A 14,811-nucleotide genomic window follows, 5' to 3' on the forward strand; every position below is an offset into this window, starting at 1 on the left:
ACTGGTTCGCCGGGCCTGGCAGCCCGGCTGGCACGGGCCGTTGCGGCCCGTGCTTGCTGCATCACGCGTGCATCAGACCACAGCGCCGCCAGTGGTGTCCTTTTCCTTTGCCGGCTTCAGCAGGTCTTCGCGCTTGACGCCCAGCCACATCGCCACAGCTGCCGCGACAAATACCGACGAGTAGATGCCGAACAGGATGCCGATGGTCAGTGCAATGGCGAAGTAATGCAGCGTCGGGCCGCCGAACAGCAGCATCGACAGCACCATCACCTCGGTCGAGCCGTGGGTGATGATGGTGCGCGATATCGTGCTGGTGATGGCATGGTTCATCACGTCTGCCGTGGCCAGCTTGCCATAGCGGCGGTCGCGGAAGGTTTCGCGGACGCGGTCGAACACCACCACCGACTCGTTGACCGAATAGCCCAGCACCGCCAGCACCGCGGCCAGCACGGTCAGCGAGAACTCCCACTGGAAGAAGGCGAAGAAGCCCAGGATGATCACCACGTCATGCAGGTTGGCGATAATGGCCGCCACTGCGAACTTCCATTCGAAGCGGAAGGCCAGGTAGATCATGATGCCCAGCACCACCATGCCCAGCGCCATCAGGCCGTCGTGCGTCAGCTCCTCGCCCACCTGCGGGCCCACGAACTCAACCCGACGCAGTTCCACCGTCGGGTCCTGCGCCTTCAGGCCGCCCAGCACCTTTTCGCTGACCTGGGTGGAGTTCAGGCCCTTTTGCGTTGGCAGGCGGATCAGCACGTCATGCGCGGTGCCGAAGCTCTGCACCTGGCTGTCGGTAAAGCCCATGCCGACCACGTTCTGCCTGATCCCCTCGATATTGGCGCTCTGCGGATACGCCACCTCCATCACGGTGCCGCCGGTGAATTCGATCGACAGGTGCAGCCCCTTGTGAAACAGGAAGAACACCGCGGCGACGAAGGTCAGCGCCGAAATCACGTTGAAGATCAACGCGTGGCGCATGAAGGGAATATCTTTCTTGATGCGGAAAAGTTCCATGGAATCCTCTGATGTCGGTAGGGGCCGGGCTCAGGTGCCCGGCTTCCAGATCTGGCCGATCGATATGCTGGTGAGTTTCTTCTTGCGGCCGTACCACAGGTTGGCGATGCCGCGCGAAATGAACACCGACGAGAAGATCGAGGTCACGATGCCCAGGCAGTGGACCACGGCGAAGCCGCGGATCGGGCCCGAGCCGAAGATCAAAAGCGCCAGGCCGGCGATCAGCGTGGTGACGTTGGAGTCGAGGATCGTGGCCCATGCGCGGTCGAAGCCGGTGGCAATCGCCGAATGCGGCGAAGCGCCGTTTCGCAGTTCCTCGCGGATGCGCTCGTTGATCAGCACGTTGGCATCGATCGCCATGCCCAGCGTGAAGGCGATAGCCGCGATGCCGGGCAGGGTCAGCGTGGCCTGCAGCAGCGACAGGATGGAAATCAGCAGCAGCAGGTTGGTGGCCAGCGCGAACACGCTGAAGAAGCCGAACAGCATGTAGTAAATGACCATGAAGACCGCGATGGCGGCAAAGCCGTAGAGCGTGGAGTTGAAGCCCTTGGCGATGTTCTCGGCGCCGAGCTGTGGGCCGATGGTGCGCTCCTCGATGATTTCCATCGGCGCGGCCAGCGAGCCGGCGCGCAGCAGCAGCGCCAGGTCGTTGGATGCCTCGGACGAGCCCATGCCGGTGATCTGGAAGCGCGCGCCCAGTTCGTCGCGGATGGTGGCCACGGTCAGCACCTCGCCGCGGTTCTTTTCAAACAGCACGATGGCCATCAGCTTGCCGATCTTGTTGCGGGTGGCTTCGCGCATGCGACGGCCGCCGTCGCCGTTGAGATCGATGCCTACCGCGGGCTGCTGGTTCTGGTCGAAGCTGGCGGACGCGTTGGAAATATAGTCGCCGGTGATGATCGGGTCCTTGTACAGCACCACGGGCGCGCCGCGGCCGACCTTGAACAGCTCGGAGCCGAAGGGAATGGCGGCGGTTTCTTCCGTGCCGCGGGTGACCGACTCATCGACGAAGCGCACTTCCAGCGTGGCGGTGCGGCCGATGATGTCCTTGGCGCGCGACACGTCCTGCACGCCCGGCAGCTGCACCACGATGCGGTCCGCGCCCTGGCGCTGGATCAGCGGCTCGGCAACGCCCAGTTCATTGACGCGCTTGGACAGCGTGGTGATGTTCTGCTGCACCGCGTCTTCCACGGTGTTCTTCAATGCCTCCGGACGCAGGCTGGCCACCAGCGACAGCTCGGCGCCATTGCCGGCGTCGGCCAGCACCAGTTCCGACAATTGCGAGGCCAGCGCTTCGCGCGCGGCATTGCGGGTCGCTTCGTCGCGGAAGCGCACTTCGACGCTGTCGCCGCTGCGGCCGATGCCGGCGTAGCGGATCTTCTTGTCCACCAGGATGCTGCGCACGCTGGTCTGCAGGCCCTGCAGCCGCTTGTTCATGACTGCCTTGGTGTCGACCTGCATCAGGAAGTGCACGCCGCCGCGCAGGTCCAGGCCCAGGTACATCGGGAAGGCATGCAGGCCCTGCAGCCAGCGCGGGGTATTGGGCAGCAGGTTGAAGGCGACCAGGTAGGTCGGGTCGGCCGGGTCGCGGTTGAGCTCTTTTTCGAGGATGCCCTTGGCCTTGAACTGGGTGTCGGTGTCAGCGAAGCGCACCCGCACCGAACCCTGGTTGCCGATGGTTTCGTACACGATGCCCTGGGCCGGTACGCCCGCCTTCTGCAGTGCGCCCTCCACCAGGCCGGTGACGCTGTTGTCCACCTTGACAGTGGCCTTGGCGCTGCTGACCTGCAGCGCCGGCGACTCGCCAAAGAAATTGGGCAGCGTATAGATCACGCCGAACAGCAGCGCGATGACGATGATGATGTATTTCCAGAGGGGATAGCGGTTCATGGCATGGGAGCATTCAGAAGAGGATCGCGGCCCTGGGGAGGCCGCTGCGGGACACTGGCTGCGTCCCGCTGCGCCGCTCGTACCGGGTCGGTATTAAAGCGCCTTGATGGTGCCCTTAGGCAGCAGGGTGGCCACGGCGGCTTTCTGTACCACCACCTCGGTGCCGTTGGCGACGTCGAGCGTGACATAGGCATCGGCCACCTTGGTGACGCGACCCAGCATGCCGCCCACGGTAACCACTTCGTCACCCTTGGCCAGCGCGTCCATCATGGCCCGCTGTTCCTTCTGCCGCTTCATTTGCGGGCGAATCATCAGGAAATACAGGACCACGAACATCAGGATGATGGGCAGGAAGCTGGTCAGGCTGCTTTCCAGTCCGCCCGCACCGGCCGCCTGGGCGTATGCATTCGATATCAACATGTGTGCTGCTCCACCTTGTAGTTTTGAAAGACCCGGCATTTTAGCACCGCTTACCCGGTTTTCCGCGCCGTCCGGCAGTGCCGGCGCCGTGTTCAATCGGTCGCGCCGGCAAGCATCAGGGCGCTGACGATGGCGGGAATATTCACCCGCCGCGCAATGTCCAGCGCCGTCTCGCCGCCGGCGGTGCGCCCGCACGGATCGGCGCCATGCGCCAGTAGCATGCGCACGATCTCCGTCTGGCCATGCAGGCAGGCGACATGCAGCGGGCGCTGGCCGAGACGGTTTTCCAGCGTGATGTCGGCGCCGGCGCGCAGGAACAGCAGGACGGAATTGACGTCCGGAAGCGCACAGGCACAGGCAAGCGCGGTGTTGCCATTCTGATTGCGTACATTTAAAGCCGCACGCCAGGGCAAAAGCGCCTTCAGCGCGTACTCGTTGCAAGCGAGGGCGGTCAGGTGCAAGGGCGTGTTGCCTGATGCATCCGCATGCATCGCTGTGCGCAGGTTTGCCAGGCAATGCAGGAATGCATGGCGCATGCCCAGCACCGCATGGTGCAAGGGGGTGCGTCCGTCGCGGTCGGTCACAGTGATATCGGCGCCCGCGCCCAGCGCGTAGCGCAGCAGGTTGGGCAGATTGGCGCTGACTGCGGGAATCAGCATTGACGTGACATCGTTGCGTGACCGGGTCCAGACTGCGCCGGCGGTGGTCAGGATCTCGGCGATGATGAACTGCCTGCGATCGACTGCATGGTCCAGCGCGGTGAGGCCATGGTGATCACGGGCATTGACCTCCTCGCCTTCCCAGAGCAGTGCCCGCACGACTTGCTGGTCGCCACGGATGCAGGCGGCAAGCAGCGCCGCCGCGCCTTCCGACAACCTGACGGCGGGTTCCTGCGCCTGGAGGGGTTCTGCCTTGCTGGCACGCTTGGGTACGGTGGCCAGGTCGTCATCCGCTTTCCAGTTGAAGCATAAGCGCCGCATTTCTTCGTTGATCGCTTGCTGCTGCGATTTGTATGCGGGCTGTGAGAATGACGACGGGTCAAGCTGATGCCAGATTCTGCCCTGCTGCGGCATGAGCCGGTTGTCCGCAACGTTCTCCTGCGTGGCGGGCACGGCAACAATCCGCGGCGCCAGCGCAGTTTCCAGGTGGGGAAAGGAAGGTTCCGGGTAGTCGGGATAATTTTCCTGCAGCAGCATCCATAGGGCTGGTATATCGTCATCGTATCGCGCATCCATCATCGAATTCCTCAAGCGGGTCGTGGCAGGCCATCTCCCGCTGCCAGCGACGCTGAGGCAGGGGGAGTCGGAACGAGACAACGCTGACTTGCCCGAGCCAGGCCTGCCACGTTGACTTCCCCAATGAGGAAAAGGCAGGACATGCCTGTTCCATCGGCACGCGCTACGACATACCGTTCGTCTACATGGCCTGCGCTACCGCAAATCAGGCGCCGCGCGAGCGTTCCTGATGGAAGCGGGTCCGGAATGCCTGGAAGGCGCCGGCATCGATTGCCTCGCGCGCCTGGCGCATCAGGTCGAGGTAGTAATAGAGGTTATGGATGGTATTGAGGCGCGCGCCGAGGATCTCGCCGGCACGGTGCAAATGATGCAGATAAGCGCGGGAAAAGTTGCGGCAGGCATGGCAGCCGCAGGTTTCATCGAGCGGCCGGTCCTCGTCCTTGTAGCGGGCATTCTTGATCTTGATGTCGCCGAAGCGGGTGAACAGCCAGCCGTTGCGCGCATTGCGGGTCGGCATCACGCAGTCGAACATGTCGACGCCGTTGTTGACGCCTTCCACCAGGTCTTCCGGCGTGCCCACGCCCATCAGGTAGTGCGGCTTGTCGGCCGGCAGGCGCGGGCCGATGTGCTCCAGCACCCGCATCATGTCTTCCTTGGGTTCGCCGACCGACAGGCCGCCGATGGCGATGCCGTCGAAGCCGATGTCGTTCAGGCCGGCCAGGGACTCATCGCGCAGCGTCTCGTACATGCCGCCCTGAACGATGCCGAACAGCGCATTCGGGTTTTCGCCGGCATTGAATTCATTGCGCGAGCGCTGTGCCCAGCGCAGCGACATGCGCATCGACTTGGCGGCCTCGTCCACCGTGGCGGCGCGGCCGTTGATTTCATACGGCGTGCATTCGTCGAACTGCATCACGATGTCGGAGTTGAGCGAGCGCTGGATCTGCATCGAGATCTCCGGCGACAGGAACAGCTTGTCGCCATTGATGGGCGAGGCGAACTTCACGCCCTCCTCCGTGATCTTGCGCATCGCGCCCAGCGAGAACACCTGGAAGCCGCCGGAGTCGGTCAGGATGGGCTTGTCCCAGCCCATGAAGCGGTGCAGGCCGCCGAACTTGTCGAGGATGCCGGTGCCGGGGCGCAGCCACAGGTGGAAGGTGTTGCCCAGGATGATCTGGGCGCCGATTTCCTTCAGCTCCAGCGGCGACATCGCCTTCACGGTGCCATAGGTGCCCACCGGCATGAAGATCGGGGTCTCGACCTCGCCGTGGTTCAGGGTAATGCTGCCGCGGCGGGCGTTGCCGTCGGTCTTCTTCAGTTTGAAATTAAGCATTGTTGGAGCAGGTCAGTAGCATGGCGTCGCCATAGCTGAAAAAGCGGTAGCGTTGTTCGATCGCATGGCGATAAACCGCGCGCATGGTGTCGTAGCCGGCAAAGGCCGATACCAGCATCAGCAGCGTCGACTTGGGCAGGTGGAAATTGGTGATCAGCCGGTTCACGGTATGGAAGCGGTAGCCGGGCGTGATGAAGAGCCGGGTGTCGGCGCTGCCGGCAAGCAGTTGGCCGCCCTGGGACGCCGATTCCAGCGCGCGCAGGCTGGTGGTGCCGACCGCGACCACGCTGCGGCCGGCGGCCCGTGTTTCGGCCACCGCGTCCACCGTGTCCTGGGAAATGGTGTACCACTCGCTGTGCATCTGGTGCTCGGCCAGGTTTTCCACCCGCACCGGCTGGAAGGTGCCGGCGCCCACATGCAGCGTGACGTAGGCCATGCGCACGCCGCGCTCTTGCAGGCGCTGCAGCAGCGGCGCGTCGAAATGCAGGCCGGCGGTGGGCGCGGCGACCGCGCCCGGCTCCTTGGCATACACGGTCTGGTAACGCTCCTCGTCGTGGGCGTCGGCGGCATGCTCGATGTAGGGCGGCAGCGGCAGCCGGCCGTGGGCTTCGATCAGCTCGAACACGTCGTCCGGAAAGGTCAGCGTGAAGAATTCGCCGGCACGCTCGCCGACCACCACGTCGAAGGCGTCGGCCAGGCGGATGCGCGTGCCCGGCGGCGGCGACTTGGAAGCACGCAGCTGGGCATGGACGGTGCGCGGATCCAGCACCCGCTCCACCAGCGCCTCGACCTTGCCGCCGGTTTCCTTGACGCCGAAGAAGCGGGCCTTCAGCACCCGGGTATTGTTGAACACCAGCAGGTCGCCCGGCGCCAGCAGGTCGACGATGTCGGTGAAGGCGCGGTCGGCAAAGGCGTGCTGTTCCACATGGAGCAGGCGCGACGCGCTGCGCTCGGCAAGAGGCGTTTGCGCCACCAGTTCGGGCGGCAGGTCGAAATCGTAGTCGGAGAGTGCGTACATGCGATGCGGTGGGTATCGGAGCAGGCCTGGAACTGCTATGGTTACAGGTTTGTAAATCAGGCGGCAATGGCGTAACCATCGCGAAAACCCGCTATTTTACGCTGTACCGCGCAGTTCCTATCAAATGTCCGCGACAAGCCCAGCCCCAGCCAAGACCGCCAAGCCAGCAAAGACGACCAAGGCCGCTCCCAAGCGGCTGGAGGACAAGCTCGCCCGTCTCGGCCTGCGCACCGACATGGACCTGGTGCTGCACCTGCCGATGCGCTACGAGGACGAAACCGAAATCGTCGAGATTCGCCAGGCTGGCTTCATGAGCGGCAGCCCGGCCCAGGTCGAAGGCGTGGTCACCTCCTGCGAAGTGCAATACCGGCCGCGGCGGCAGCTGGTGGTGACGATGGAAGACGCTTCCGGTCCGCTGGTGATGCGCTTCCTGAACTTCTACGGCAGCCAGACCAAGCAGTTTGCCGAGGGCAACCGGATCCGGGCCCGCGGCGAGGTGCGGCATGGCTTCTTCGGCCCGGAAATGGTCCATCCGGCCTACAAGGTCGTGACCGAGGGCGCGCCGCTGCCCAGCGCGCTGACGCCGGTCTATCCGTCCGGCGAGGGTGTGTCGCAGGCCGCGCTGCGGCGCGCGATCGCCGAAGCGATGGCCCGGCTGGACTGGCATGACACGCTGCCGCCAGCGCTGCTGGAAGCGCACCGGCTGATGCCGTTCGAAGAAGCGGTGCGCCTGCTGCACAATCCGCCTGCCGAGATCGATGAAAGCGCGCTGGAAGACCGTTCCCACCCGGCCTGGGTGCGCATGAAATTCGACGAATTGCTGGCCCAGCAGCTGTCGCTGAAGCGGGCGCAGGATGCGCGCCGGGCCAAGGGCGCGGCGCCCCTGAACGTGGTCGGCCACCTGTCCGGGTCCTTTCTGGCCGCGCTGCCGTTCAAGCTGACCGGCGCCCAGCAGCGGGTGCTGACCGACATCCGCGCCGACCTCGTCGCTTCCTATCCGATGCAGCGGCTGCTGCAGGGCGATGTCGGCAGCGGCAAGACCGTGGTGGCGGCGCTGGCGGCAGCGCAGGCGATCGACAGCGGCTTCCAGGCCGCGCTGATGGCGCCCACCGAAATCCTGGCCGAGCAGCATTTCCGCAAGATCGCGGCCTGGATGGAACCGCTGGGCGTGACGGTCGCCTGGCTGACCGGCAGCCTGAAGAAGAAGGAAAAGCAGCAGGCGCAGGCGCTGGTCGAGTCCGGCGAGGCGCAGCTGGTGATCGGCACCCATGCGCTGATCCAGGAAGCGGTGCAGTTCCGGAAGCTGGGACTGGTGATCGTCGACGAGCAGCATCGTTTCGGCGTCGGCCAGCGGCTGGCGCTGCGCAACAAGGGCCGCGACGACCATCCCGAGGAAGCGACCGTGCCGCACCAGCTGATGATGTCGGCCACGCCGATACCGCGCACGCTGGCCATGACTTATTACGCCGACCTGGAAGTGTCGGTGATCGACGAACTGCCGCCCGGCCGCACGCCCATCGTGACCCGGGTGATCGACCAGAACCGTCGCGAGGAAGTGATTGCCCGCGTCCATGCCGCCGCGCTGGAGGGCCGCCAGGTCTACTGGGTCTGCCCGCTGATCGAGGAATCCGAGGCGCTGCAGCTGCAGACCGCCACCGACACCCACGCGACGCTGGCCGAAGCCCTGCCCGACCTGCGGGTCGGCCTGGTGCATGGCCGCATGAAGCCGGCGGAAAAGCAGGCGGTGATGGACTCCTTCATTCAGGCCGAGACCCATGTGCTGGTGGCCACCACGGTGATCGAGGTCGGCGTCGACGTGCCGAATGCCTCGCTGATGGTGATCGAGCATGCCGAGCGGTTCGGCCTGTCGCAACTACACCAGCTGCGCGGCCGGGTCGGACGCGGCTCGGCCGCCAGCGTCTGCGTGCTGCTGTACCAGAGCCCGCTCGGGCCGGTGGCGCGCCAGCGCCTGGGCACGATGCGCGAAACCACCGACGGCTTCGAAATTGCCCGGCGCGACCTGGAAATCCGCGGCCCCGGCGAATTTCTGGGCGCGCGCCAGTCCGGCCAGGCCCTGCTGCGCTTCGCCGACCTGGAAACCGACCAGTGGCTGGTGGAAGAAGCGCGCGACCTGGCCCAACGGCTGCTGCGCGACGATCCGGCCACGGTGGCCGACCATCTGGCGCGCTGGCTGGGGTCGAAAGAGGATTACCTGAAGGTATGACGATGCAAAAATACGATCAACGATCGTATGTGCGAATATATTGACTATGACGCTTACCGAACTGAAATACATTGTCGCGGTTGCCCGCGAAAAACATTTTGGCCATGCGGCGGAAGCCTGTTTCGTTGCCCAGCCCACCCTTTCGGTCGCCATCAAGAAGCTGGAAGACGAACTGGGTGTGCCGATTTTCGAACGTGGCGGCTCGGAAATCTCGATGACCCCCCTGGGTTCGCAGATCGTCGCCCAGGCCGAACGGGTGCTGGAGCAGACGGCCGCGATCCGCGAAATCGCCAAGCAGAACAAGGACCCGCTGACCGGACAGTTGCGTCTTGGCGTGATCTACACCGTGGCGCCCTATCTGCTGCCGCAGCTGGTGCGCAACATGATCGAGCGCGTGCCGCAGATGCCGCTGGTTCTGCAGGAAAACTTCACCGTCAAGCTGGTGGAAATGCTGCGCCAGGGCGAACTCGATGCGGCCATCATGGCCCAGCCCTTCCCGCAACAAGGCCTTTTGGTACAGCCGCTGTATGACGAGCCCTTCGTGGTGGCGATGCCCAGCAGCCACCCATGGTCGAACCGGGAAAAGATCAGTTCCGCCGACCTGAAGAACGAGACCATGCTGCTGCTGGGCAATGGCCACTGCTTCCGCGACCAGGTGCTGGAAGTCTGTCCGGAAATGGCGCGCTTTTCCACCACCGGCGACGGCATTGCCCGCACCTTCGAAGGCTCGTCGCTGGAAACCATCCGCCACATGGTGGCGTCCGGCATCGGCATCACCGTGCTGCCCAAGGCCTCGGTGCCGGACATGCAGGCGCAGGACGGCCTGCTGCGCTACGTGCCGTTCGAAGACCCGGTGCCGACCCGGCGCGTGGTGATCGCCTGGCGCAAGAGCTTTACCCGGCGCCCGGCGATCGAGGCGGTGCGGCAGGCGGTGCTGGCCTGCGACCTGCACGGCGTGGATTTGCTAACCGAGGCCGGCGTCGAGGAAGCGTAAAGCCGCGACGCAGCGGTGAGCGCGAACGAATAAAAAGGCCGGCGCATGCGCCGGCCTTTCTTGTCTGCGCGGGCGCTCGACAAGCCGCCCGCCTCTCTTACTTGTTGGCGCGCTCGAAGCGCACCAGCAGCTCGTCGCCGCGCTTCACAGCCGCGTCCAGCGCTTCCTGCGGCGTCTTCTTGCCGGCCCAGACGTTTTCCAGTTCCTCGTCCACAACGGTGCGGATCTGCGTTGCATTGCCCAGGCGGATGCCGCGCGACTTGTCGGTGGTCTTGACGATCATCTGCTTGACCGCGACATCCGTGCCCGGATTCTTGTCATAGAAGCCGGACTGGCGGGTCAGGTCGTAGGCCGCCTTGGTGATGGGCAGGTAGCCGGTTTCCTGATGCCACTTGGCCTGCACTTCCGGCTGCGCCAGGAACTTCAGGAACTGCGCGGTCGCCTTGATCTCGTCGGGCTTCTTGCCGCCCATGACCCACAGCGAGGCGCCGCCGATCACGGTATTCTGCGGCGCGCCCGGCACGTCGTTGTAGTAAGGCAGCGGCGCCACCGCATACTTGAACTTGGCGTTCTTGGAAATGTTGGCATAGGCGCCGCTGGACGAGGTCAGCATCGCGCATTCGCCGGAGTAGAACTTGGCTTCCGGCTCGTTCTTGCGGCCGCCGTAGGTGAAGTAACCCTGCTTGGCCCAGTTCGCCAGGTTGGTGATGTGCTTCACATGCAGCGGGCTGTTGAACTTCAGGCGCGCATCCAGGCCGCCGAAGCCGTTGTTCTTGCTTGCGTATTCGACGTTATGCCAGGCCGAGAAGCTTTCCAGGTGCACCCATGCCTGCCAGCCGGTGGTATAGGCGCAGCGCTCGCCGCTGGCCTTCAGCTTGGCCGCGGCCGACACCACTTCCTGCCAGGTGACCGGCGCCTTCTCCGGGTCCAGGCCTGCCTTGGCGAACATGTCCTTGTTGTAGTAGAAGACCGTGGTCGAGCTGTTGAACGGGAAGGACAGCATCTCGCCATTGGGCGCGGTGTAGTAGCCCGCCACTGCCGGCACATAGCCAGAGGTGTCGAACTTCTCGCCGGCCTGCTTCATCACCTGCGACACCGGGACGATCGCGCCCTTGGAATACATCATGGTGGCGGTGCCGACTTCGAATACCTGCAGGATGTTGGGCGCATTGCCGGCACGGTAGGCGGCGATGGCGGCCGACATCGATTCATCGTAGGCGCCCTTGTAGACGGCATTGACCTTGTAGTTGGACTGGCTCTTGTTGAACTGGTCCGCCAGTGCGGCGACGCGCTCGCCGAGGGCGCCAGTCATGGAATGCCACCAGGTGATCTCGGTGGCGGCCTGGGCCGATGCAGCGGCGCACAGCAGGACGCTGGCGACAGTAATGGCGCGGAAGTGTTGCGGCATGAAAGGGTCTCCTGAAATTGCGGAATGGTAGCCGCCGTGGATGACAGGCAGGTTACAGGCATCATCGGCCCTGTTGTACCTCCCGATCGATCAACTGGCGGCGCTTATAATCAGCGCTTTTGCGCGGCTTTTTAATTGCCGGCTTATTTTAAAGCAATGACACGACTACAACTCTACCTGCGGTTAGTCAGGCTGGACAAACCGATAGGCATCCTGCTGCTGCTGTGGCCAACGCTGGCTGCGCTGTGGCTGGCATCGGACGGCCATCCGCCCTGGCATGTCGTGCTGATCTTCACGCTGGGCACGGTGCTGATGCGCTCGGCCGGCTGCGCCGTCAACGACTATGCCGACCGCGACTTCGACCGGCATGTCAAGCGCACCGCCGAACGGCCGCTGACCTCGGGCCGCATCGCCGGCTGGGAAGCGCTGCTGGTCGCTGCCGTGCTGTCGGTCCTGGCCTTCCTGCTGATCCTGCCGCTCAATACGCTGACCAAGCTGCTGTCGGTGGCGGCAGTGGCGATCGCCGCCAGCTATCCCTACTTCAAGCGCTTCTTCGCGCTGCCCCAGGCTTATCTCGGCATCGCCTTCGGCTTCGGCATACCGATGGCCTATGCAGCCATTCAGGACACGGTGCCGGGAGAAGCCTGGCTGCTGCTGCTGGCCAATATCTTCTGGGCGCTGGCCTACGACACCGAATATGCGATGGTGGACCGCGACGACGACCTAAAGATAGGCATCCGCACCTCGGCCATCACCTTCGGCCAGTATGACGTGCTGGCGGTGATGCTGTGCTACGCGGCCAGCCTGGGGCTGGTGACCGCGGTCGGCCTGTCCGCTGGTTTGGGCATCTGGTTCATCGCCGGCATGATGACAGCCGCCGGCATGGCGGTGTATCACTACTTCCTGATTCGCGGACGGGAACGCATGCCCTGCTTCGCTGCATTCAGGCACAACAACTGGCTGGGCGCGGCGGTGTTTGCGGGGATTGCGCTGGATTACGCATTGCGGTGACGGAGCGGATGCCGGTACGGGGGCGAAGGGTGCCGGCAAGCGGGCCTTCAATGCGTCGATCAGGAAACCGGACGAACCGGCGGGTTCGACTGTCAGCTGAGGCGACAGGTTAAAGTTTGAGCCGGCTGGCGTGGCAAGCTTGTGAGGGCGGATAGGTAGGGGAATATCCGAAGGGCACGCCACGGAAGTTGCAGTGGCTTGCGCCGTTGCCGTTGCCGTTGCCGTTGCCGTTGCCGTTGCCGTTGCCGTTGCCGTTGCCGTTGCCGTTGCCGTTGCCGTTGCCGTTGCCGTTGCCGTTGCCGTTGCCGTTGCCGTTGCAGTTGCAGTTGCAGTTGCAGTTGCCTCTGTCGTTGCAGTTGCAGTGAAGTCCCGTTGAGCGCGCCGTGTCAGCGGCGCCCGGAGCGGAAAAAGGTGCGGCGTCTGTCTGAGCCAAGCTTTGCTTGGCGAGTTTAGCCGCGCCCCGCTCCGGGTACCGCTGACACGGGCACCCCCGCGCAGCGGGGGCGCGATCATCGGGTCGCCTTTTTTGGTTACTTTTTTGGCGAAGCAAAAAAGTGACCCGGCCGCCGGGACGGACTCCCGGCTTGTCTCCACGGCAGTGCAGCCGCCTTGCGTCACCCGGCAACGCCCGGGCAGCACTGTCGGTGTTGATGTTGACGTTCGTATTGAAACTTCAAACTTCAAACTTCAAAAGCAACTGCTGCTTCGCAGTGACGTCTTTACGGCTGGTGAAGCAACACGATCACACTGTCGTCATGACCAGGCCGGGAGTTCGCCCCGGCAGGCGACCTACTTTTTTTGCTTCGCTGTATAGACCGGGGACATGGGTAACAACTGTGCCGGGACATGGGTAACACTTTGGCGTATTCCATATCAAGCCAAAGGATTCTCTAACCATGCCCTGGAAAGACGTTGACATGATGACCCTTCGACAAGAATTTACGGCGCTAGCGCAGCAGGATGGCGTGAACTTCAGTGCCCTATGCACGCGTTTTGGAATCAGTCGCAAGACAGGATACAAATGGCGTGAACGCAGCATGACGCAGGGCCCTGCTGGCCTGCAGGACTGCTCGCGCAGACCCTGCAATACGCCACTGCGTACCAGCCAGGCAAACGAAGAGCTGGTAGTGAAGGTGCGTCTGAAACATCCCACCTGGGGCGGCCGCAAGATTCATCGCAGCCTGCTCAATCAGGGTCACATCCAGGTGCCAACCCCCAGCACCATTACCCGGATTCTGCATCGACATGGCTTGATCTCAGAAAAGGCAAGCGCAAACAGCACCGCCTGGCAGCGCTTCGAGCATGCCCAGCCCAATGATCTCTGGCAGATCGACTTCAAGGGCCATTTCCAGACCGGCCAGGCCACGTGTCATCCACTGACCGTGCTGGATGATCATTCACGCTACAACATCGTCCTGCAGGCTTGCCTGAACCCGGACACTGCCACTGTGCAGGCAGCTCTGGAAACTGCCTTTCGCCATCACGGCATGCCAGTACGGATCAACGCTGACAACGGTTCTCCATGGGGCAGTCCGTCGCAGCACGAACACGGCATCACCAAGCTCACCATCTGGTTGATTCAGTTGGGCATTCGCATCAGTCACAGTCGTCCGGCTCATCCACAGACCAATGGCAAGGACGAACGTTTCCATCGCACGCTCAAGGCAGATGTGCTGCACGGGCGTCACTTCGTTGACCTTGAGGAGGTCCAGAACGCATTCGACCGCTGGCGAATGATCTACAACAACGAGCGGCCGCATGAAGCCATCGGCATGGCCACGCCGGTAACCCGGTTCCGGCAAAGCCGTCTGGCCTATCCCGAGCGATTGCCAGAGATTGTTTATCCGCAGGAAGACCTGGTGGAGACCGTCGGGTGGAACGGGCATGTGAAGTTCCACAAGCGCAGCTTTCGCGTCTCCAGCGCCTTGCACAGGCATCGTATTGCGGCCCGCGCCCTGTCAGGCCAGGACGGCATCTATGACCTGTACTTTGCGCATCAGCGATTTGGCCAAATCGACTTGCGCGATGCCGAAAAGCACGATTAAATCTGTTACCCATGTCCCGGCACATGTGTAACCTATGTCCCCGGTCTATACACTTCGCCAAAAAAAGTAGGCAAAAAAAGGCGACCCGGTGATCGCGCCCTCGCTGCGCGAGGGTTCCCGTGACGTTGGTGCATGGAGCGGGGCGCGGCTAAACTCGCCAAGCTGCGCTTGGCTCAAACAGACGCCGCACCTTTTCCCGCTCCATGCACCAACGTC

At 63.6% G+C, this 14,811-nt stretch carries 12 protein-coding genes; 4 read left to right on the forward strand and 8 right to left on the reverse strand.

Annotated elements, in window-relative coordinates:
* Positions 1 to 72 precede the first annotated feature (72 nt).
* The 6 genes from secF to queA form a co-directional block, all read right to left on the reverse strand.
* Positions 73 to 1,017, reverse strand: coding sequence for a protein translocase subunit SecF (gene secF / locus ABC383_RS12290; protein WP_413014305.1), 945 nt, complete (start codon positions 1,015 to 1,017; stop codon positions 73 to 75).
* Positions 1,018 to 1,047: 30 nt separating this feature from the next.
* Complete coding sequence (gene secD, locus ABC383_RS12295) at positions 1,048 to 2,907, reverse strand: protein translocase subunit SecD (RefSeq protein ID WP_413014307.1); 1,860 nt, start codon at positions 2,905 to 2,907, stop codon at positions 1,048 to 1,050.
* Between the two features lie 93 nt (positions 2,908 to 3,000).
* Positions 3,001 to 3,327: a preprotein translocase subunit YajC gene (yajC, locus tag ABC383_RS12300; RefSeq protein ID WP_413014309.1), complete on the reverse strand. Its 327-nt coding sequence runs from the start codon at positions 3,325 to 3,327 to the stop codon at positions 3,001 to 3,003.
* A 92-nt stretch (positions 3,328 to 3,419) separates the two neighbouring features.
* Positions 3,420 to 4,565, reverse strand: a complete 1,146-nt coding sequence (locus ABC383_RS12305; protein ID WP_413014311.1) for an ankyrin repeat domain-containing protein — start codon at positions 4,563 to 4,565, stop codon at positions 3,420 to 3,422.
* 202 nt (positions 4,566 to 4,767) lie between these two features.
* Positions 4,768 to 5,895, reverse strand: a complete 1,128-nt coding sequence (gene tgt, locus ABC383_RS12310) for a tRNA guanosine(34) transglycosylase Tgt (protein WP_413014313.1) — start codon at positions 5,893 to 5,895, stop codon at positions 4,768 to 4,770.
* The gene (queA, locus tag ABC383_RS12315; protein WP_413014315.1) at positions 5,888 to 6,913 is read right to left on the reverse strand and encodes a tRNA preQ1(34) S-adenosylmethionine ribosyltransferase-isomerase QueA; all 1,026 of its coding nucleotides are present in this window, start codon (positions 6,911 to 6,913) and stop codon (positions 5,888 to 5,890) included. The genes tgt and queA overlap by 8 nt, the downstream gene beginning before the upstream one ends.
* A 124-nt stretch (positions 6,914 to 7,037) precedes the next feature.
* Here queA and recG point away from each other — a divergent pair, with 124 nt between their 5' ends.
* Together recG and ABC383_RS12325 are read left to right on the forward strand one after the other, a co-directional pair.
* Complete coding sequence (recG, locus tag ABC383_RS12320) at positions 7,038 to 9,137, forward strand: ATP-dependent DNA helicase RecG (protein ID WP_413014316.1); 2,100 nt, start codon at positions 7,038 to 7,040, stop codon at positions 9,135 to 9,137.
* Between the two features lie 46 nt (positions 9,138 to 9,183).
* The gene (locus ABC383_RS12325; protein WP_413014318.1) at positions 9,184 to 10,131 is read left to right on the forward strand and encodes a hydrogen peroxide-inducible genes activator; all 948 of its coding nucleotides are present in this window, start codon (positions 9,184 to 9,186) and stop codon (positions 10,129 to 10,131) included.
* A 97-nt stretch (positions 10,132 to 10,228) separates the two neighbouring features.
* Here the strand turns inward: ABC383_RS12325 and ugpB are convergent, their stop codons facing one another.
* Positions 10,229 to 11,539 carry a sn-glycerol-3-phosphate ABC transporter substrate-binding protein UgpB gene (gene ugpB, locus ABC383_RS12330; protein WP_413014319.1) on the reverse strand — a complete coding sequence of 437 codons (1,311 nt, stop codon included), beginning with the start codon at positions 11,537 to 11,539 and terminating at the stop codon, positions 10,229 to 10,231.
* Positions 11,540 to 11,695: 156 nt separating this feature from the next.
* On the opposite strand from ugpB, the gene ubiA reads away from it, so the two are divergent.
* Positions 11,696 to 12,550, forward strand: a complete 855-nt coding sequence (ubiA, locus tag ABC383_RS12335; protein ID WP_413014321.1) for a 4-hydroxybenzoate octaprenyltransferase — start codon at positions 11,696 to 11,698, stop codon at positions 12,548 to 12,550.
* Positions 12,551 to 12,659: 109 nt separating this feature from the next.
* Here the strand turns inward: ubiA and ABC383_RS12340 are convergent, their stop codons facing one another.
* On the reverse strand, positions 12,660 to 12,983 hold the full coding sequence (locus ABC383_RS12340; protein ID WP_413014322.1) for a hypothetical protein: 324 nt from the start codon (positions 12,981 to 12,983) through the stop codon (positions 12,660 to 12,662).
* Positions 12,984 to 13,446: 463 nt separating this feature from the next.
* Here ABC383_RS12340 and ABC383_RS12345 point away from each other — a divergent pair, with 463 nt between their 5' ends.
* Complete coding sequence (locus ABC383_RS12345; protein WP_413011093.1) at positions 13,447 to 14,595, forward strand: IS481 family transposase; 1,149 nt, start codon at positions 13,447 to 13,449, stop codon at positions 14,593 to 14,595.
* Positions 14,596 to 14,811: the final 216 nt, after the last annotated feature.

The organism is Noviherbaspirillum phoenicis (genome assembly GCF_047237965.1).
GTDB lineage: Bacteria > Pseudomonadota > Gammaproteobacteria > Burkholderiales > Burkholderiaceae_D > Noviherbaspirillum_A.